Here is a 5157-nt window from a genome sequence, read left to right on the forward strand (position 1 = left end):
ACGTAGCCGTTACGCCGCAGTCGTCACCACCGCCTTCGTCGGTGCCGGGCGGGAGCGTGGGAGAGCGTGCGGTTCGGGGTGGAGCTGTCGTCCTGCACGGAGCGGACCTCACTGGATCGAGGGGTACGTGACCTGGAAATCCTGGTGTCGGTCGGGTGCGTGTCGGGTACCGGGGTTCGGCGGGTGGATGGTGGCGGCGGGACGGCCGCCCGGTTCTGTCCCCGGTTGCCACCGGATGACCGGGTCGGTGCGTCGGCTGTGGTGTGCGCTCCGCCACAAAGCAGCCTGTGGCCTGGGGCACTTTGCGTTCGGGCCGCGCACGCAAAACCGCCCGGATCGATCGATCCGGGCGGTCAACGGGTGCAACGGGGTGTCAGGACTCCGTTACCTCGCTGTAGATTGCCTCGACTTGCAGCTTGATGTCCACTCCGCGCTCCTGGAGCCAGGGCACCGGGTCGAGCGGCTTGCCCTTGACATGGATCTCCAGGTGCAGGTGGACCCCGTAGGAGTGGCCGGTGTTGCCCACCAGGCCGAGCTGGTCGCCGGCCTTGACCTGCTGGCCTTCCCGGACGCTCAACGCCGAGGAGTGGCCGTAGATCGCCTCGCTGCCGTCCGGGTGCTGGACGATCACGGCGTTGCCGTACCCGCCGAACCAGCCGGCCTTGGTGACGGTGCCCTCGTGGATCGAGACGTACGGGGTGCCCTCCGGTGCGACCAGGTCGATGCCGGTGTGCAGCTTGCCCCAGCGCATGCCGTAGGGGGAGTTGAAGTCGTAGCCCTGCAGCGGCAGCAGCCAGACGCCGGAGTCCTCGACGCTCTCCGGGGCGCTGCGGCCGTCCCGGGAGGGCCGCTCGGCGGCGTCGGCGCGCTCGGCAGCTCCCTGGCTGCTGACGGCGGCCTGCTTCAGCTCGTCGAGCACCGACTGTTCGACGCTCTTGGCGTCCGGCAGTGCGCCGGCGCCCAGTGCCACCACGCCGGCACCGACGAAGGCGGTGGTGACGACTGCGGCGTAACGGCTACGTGGGGGGGTGGGTACGCGGCGGCGACCGCGATATCGATCGGGCTCAGACGACAGGCGCTGGCGCACGCACACCCTCCGTTGTCGGGGTTCCGAAGCGTTCGGCCGCCGTCCGGATCAGTGATCCGTCCGTCGGCTGGTCGCGTCGTCACCCGTCCGCAAACCTGATGACAACCGTGGACACGGTAGCCAACCGTCAGTCGCCCCACAAGCCGGAGCGCCGAACTCGTTGCACCTTTCTGTCCCTTTCCGTCCATTAATGTCATGGCTCGCGGCACTAGTGGGCTGCCCTCGTTATCGTCCGTTCGTCGCAGACCGTGACCGATCGGCGGAGTCGTCCTCCTTGACCCGAGCCGCGTCGGTCGTGCCTGTGTGTGAGGTCGTCGTGGCGGCGGGTCCGTCCTCGGGTCCCGGCCCCGGTTCCCCGGAATCCGTGGCGCGGGTTACCGTTCGTTCAGGTGAAAGCCCCGGAGCCGGTGAAAGGGATGCGCTGATGAGCTCTCGTGTTCGGGTCGTCGTCGCCAAGCCGGGCCTGGACGGCCACGACCGTGGGGCCAAGGTGGTGGCCCGCGCTCTCCGCGACGCCGGCATGGAGGTCATCTACACCGGCCTGCACCAGACCCCGGAGCAGATCGTGGAGACCGCCATCCAGGAGGACGCCGACGCGGTCGGTCTCTCGGTGCTCTCCGGCGCGCACATGACGCTGTTCCGCCGGGTGCTCGAACTGCTGGGCGAGCGCGACGCCCGGGACATCGTGGTCTTCGGCGGGGGCATCATCCCGGACGCGGACATCCCGGAGCTGGAGCAGATCGGCGTAGCCAAGATCTTCACGCCGGGCGCGACCACCCAGTCCATCGTGGAGTGGGTCCGTAGCAACGTCGCCCAGCCGGTGAGCTGACCCGGACGAGCGGACCCGGGGGCCGACGCGAGAGTCGGGTACGGGGACGTGGGGCGAATGCGGGCAAGGGGAGGGGCCGGACGCACCCCTCACACGTCCGGCCCCTCTATGCACGATGCCCCGCCGCCACCCCTCGACCGACAGGGCATCGGCCGCTTGCGTCCTCGCGCCGTTCAGCGCTCCGACACCTGACTCAACGAGGCCCTGCCAACCGGGTTACGCGCCGACGTCCGGTTCCCTGCCAGGCCCGCCGAGATCGCTCGAACGGGTGACATCGGGGCGGCCGCTGCGGCGTGGCGCACACCGGTGACACAGCGTCGGTGGTGGCTGTGGATTACCGCACACCCCGCACCCGCTCGGTTGCCGCCCGTGCCGACATCGTTAGGCTGCGCCCAATGGACCTCGCACCACCTCCGCCCACGGTCCGACGGATCCACCGGGCGGGTGCGGTGCGCGAGCGCCGTGCGGTTCGGGCCGTGCGAGGTTCAGCGGTCTGCGTCAACTTCGACTGATGTCAGGCACCGCACTGTTTACTTTCCATACGCTGGTGGCGGCGCGACGGTGCGCCGCGGAGACGGGACGGGACGCGCAATCGTGGACCTGTACGAATACCAGGGGCGGGACCTGTTCGAGCGGCACGGTCTTCCCGTGCTCGCCGGCGGCGTTGCCACCACCCCGGAGGAGGCCCGCGCGATCGCCGATCGCCTCGGCGGCCGAGTGGTCGTCAAGGCGCAGGTGAAGGTCGGCGGGCGAGGCAAGGCCGGCGGCGTCAAGCTCGCCGAGGGCGCGGAGGAGACGGTGGCCCGCGCCACCGACATCCTCGGCATGGACATCAAGGGCCACACGGTCCACAAGGTCATGATCACGGTGACCGCGGACGTGGCCGACGAGTACTACTTCTCGTACCTGCTGGACCGGGCGAACCGCACCTTCCTCTGCATCGCCAGCGTGGCCGGCGGCATGGACATCGAGCAGGTCGCCGCGGAGACCCCGGACAAGGTGGTCAAGGCCCCGATCGACGCCGTCAAGGGTGTCGACGAGGCCAAGGCCCGGGAGATCGTCACCGCAGCCGGCTTCCCGGCCGATCTCGCCGACCAGCTCGTCGACGTCGCGGTGGGGCTCTGGAAGGCGTTCGTCGCCGAGGACGCCACCCTGGTCGAGGTCAACCCGTTGGCCAAGACCGGTGACGGCACGCTGCTGCTGCTGGACGCCAAGATCTCGCTGGACGAGAACGCCGGCTTCCGGCACCCGGACCACGAGGCCCTGGTCGACCAGGCGACCGTGGACCCGCTGGAGCAGGCGGCCAAGGAGAAGGACCTCAACTACGTCAAGCTCGACGGCGAGGTCGGCATCATCGGCAACGGCGCGGGCCTGGTCATGTCCACGCTCGACGTGGTCGCGTACGCCGGTGAGCGGCACGGCGGCGTCAAGCCGGCCAACTTCCTCGACATCGGCGGTGGCGCGAGCGCCGCGGTGATGGCCAACGGCCTGGAGATCGTGCTCTCCGACCCGTCGGTCCGCAGCGTCTTCGTCAACGTCTTCGGTGGCATCACCGCCTGCGACGAGGTCGCCAACGGCATCATCCAGGCGCTGGCCCTGCTGGAGCAGCGCGGGGAGCAGGTCACCAAGCCGCTCGTCGTGCGGCTCGACGGCAACAACGCCGAAGCTGGTCGGGCGATCCTCGACAGCGCGAACAACCCGCTCGTGCAGCGGGTCGACACCATGGACGGCGCGGCCGAGCGGGCCGCCGAGCTGGCGGCTGCGGGGGTCTGACAATGGCTATCTGGCTGACCAAGGACTCGAAGGTCATCGTCCAGGGGATGACCGGTTCCGAGGGTTCCAAGCACACCCGGCGGATGCTCGCGGCCGGCACCAACGTCGTCGGCGGCGTGAACCCGCGCAAGGCGGGCACCACCGTCGACTTCGACGGCACCGAGCTGCCGGTCTTCGCCAGCGTCGCGGACGCGATGAAGGACACCGGTGCCGACGTCACCGTCATCTTCGTGCCCCCGCAGTTCACCAAGGGCGCGGTCATCGAGGCGATCGACGCCGAGATCCCGCTGGCCGTGGTGATCACCGAGGGCGTGCCGGTGCACGACACCGCCGCCTTCTGGGCGTACAACACGGGCAAGGGCGAGCGGACCCGGATCGTCGGGCCGAACTGCCCCGGCATCGCCTCGCCGGGTTCCTCCAACGCCGGCATCATTCCGGCCGACATCACCGGCAGCGGCCGGATCGGCCTGGTCAGCAAGAGCGGCACGCTGACCTACCAGATGATGTACGAGCTGCGGGACATCGGCTTCTCGACCTGCGTCGGCATCGGTGGCGACCCGATCATCGGTACCACGCACATCGACGCGCTGGCCGCGTTCGAGGCAGACCCGGACACCGACGCCATCGTGATGATCGGTGAGATCGGCGGCGACGCCGAGGAGCGGGCGGCCGAGTACATCAAGGCCAACGTCACCAAGCCGGTGGTCGGCTACATCGCCGGCTTCACCGCCCCGCCCGGCAAGACCATGGGGCACGCCGGTGCGATCATCTCCGGTTCGGCGGGCACCGCCGACGCGAAGAAGGCGGCGCTGGAGGCGGTGGGTGTCAAGGTCGGCAAGACCCCGACCGAGACCGCCAAGCTGATGCGCGAGATCATGTCCGCCGGCTGAGCCGGTACGACAGTCTTCGAGGGGCCGACCGGAAGGTCGGCCCCTCAGCGGTTCCAGTACGGGTAGTTGCCCGTGGCGGACAGGATCAGGCTGACCACGATGTTGACCACACCCAGACCGATCGAGACGTAGCCCAGCACCGGGGACTGCCGGTAGCGGCGCGCGTCGCGGATCGACAGCCAACCGAAGACGATGCCGAGGATGCCGCAACAGAGCACCCCGGTCACGATGCCCAGCACGCCCCACAGGGTGGTGCGGTCCCGGCCCGCCGGTGGCGGCGGGGGCGGTGGATACGGAGCGTTCACGGCTTCCCTCCGGACACTAACTGCCGCGACGTCGGCCACGGCTCTGAGCCGAGGCTAGACCGGAGCCCCTTGCCGGCACGGCGGATCAGGCGAACTCACCTCCGGACGGGGTGGTGTCGGACAGCCGAGGCGGCCCCGACATGCCAGAGTAGAGACGATGTCCTCCGTCACCCCTGACCAGCCCCGCCGGGCCACCGACGCCCGTGGGGTCGGCGCCCGGCCACCCGGTCGTGCCGGCCCGCCCCGTCGGGTACCGGTGCAACGGGGCACACC

Annotated in this window: 5 protein-coding genes; 3 read left to right on the forward strand and 2 right to left on the reverse strand. The window is 69.9% G+C overall.

From position 1 onward, the window contains the following. Positions 1–373: 373 nt before the first annotated feature. Positions 374–1087, reverse strand: a complete 714-nt coding sequence (locus EYA84_RS25935) for a M23 family metallopeptidase (RefSeq protein WP_131056218.1) — start codon at positions 1085–1087, stop codon at positions 374–376. 424 nt (positions 1088–1511) lie between these two features. Here EYA84_RS25935 and EYA84_RS25940 point away from each other — a divergent pair, with 424 nt between their 5' ends. The 3 genes from EYA84_RS25940 (at position 1512) to sucD (ending at position 4579) form a co-directional block, all read left to right on the forward strand. Next, complete coding sequence (locus EYA84_RS25940; RefSeq protein WP_131056220.1) at positions 1512–1916, forward strand: cobalamin B12-binding domain-containing protein; 405 nt, start codon at positions 1512–1514, stop codon at positions 1914–1916. A gap of 594 nt (positions 1917–2510) precedes the next feature. Beyond that, positions 2511–3689 (forward strand): ADP-forming succinate--CoA ligase subunit beta, encoded by a 1179-nt coding sequence (gene sucC, locus EYA84_RS25945; RefSeq protein WP_131056222.1) that lies wholly within the window; start codon positions 2511–2513, stop codon positions 3687–3689. 2 nt (positions 3690–3691) lie between these two features. Further along, entirely contained in the window at positions 3692–4579 is an 888-nt protein-coding gene (sucD, locus tag EYA84_RS25950; protein WP_131056224.1) for a succinate--CoA ligase subunit alpha, read from the forward strand. Between the two features lie 44 nt (positions 4580–4623). On the opposite strand, the gene EYA84_RS25955 is transcribed toward sucD, so the two are convergent. Next, positions 4624–4884 (reverse strand): DUF4190 domain-containing protein, encoded by a 261-nt coding sequence (locus EYA84_RS25955; protein ID WP_131056226.1) that lies wholly within the window; start codon positions 4882–4884, stop codon positions 4624–4626. Between the last annotated feature and the right edge of the window lie 273 nt (positions 4885–5157).

This window comes from Verrucosispora sp. SN26_14.1, from assembly GCF_004307965.1.
Lineage (GTDB): Bacteria > Actinomycetota > Actinomycetes > Mycobacteriales > Micromonosporaceae > Micromonospora.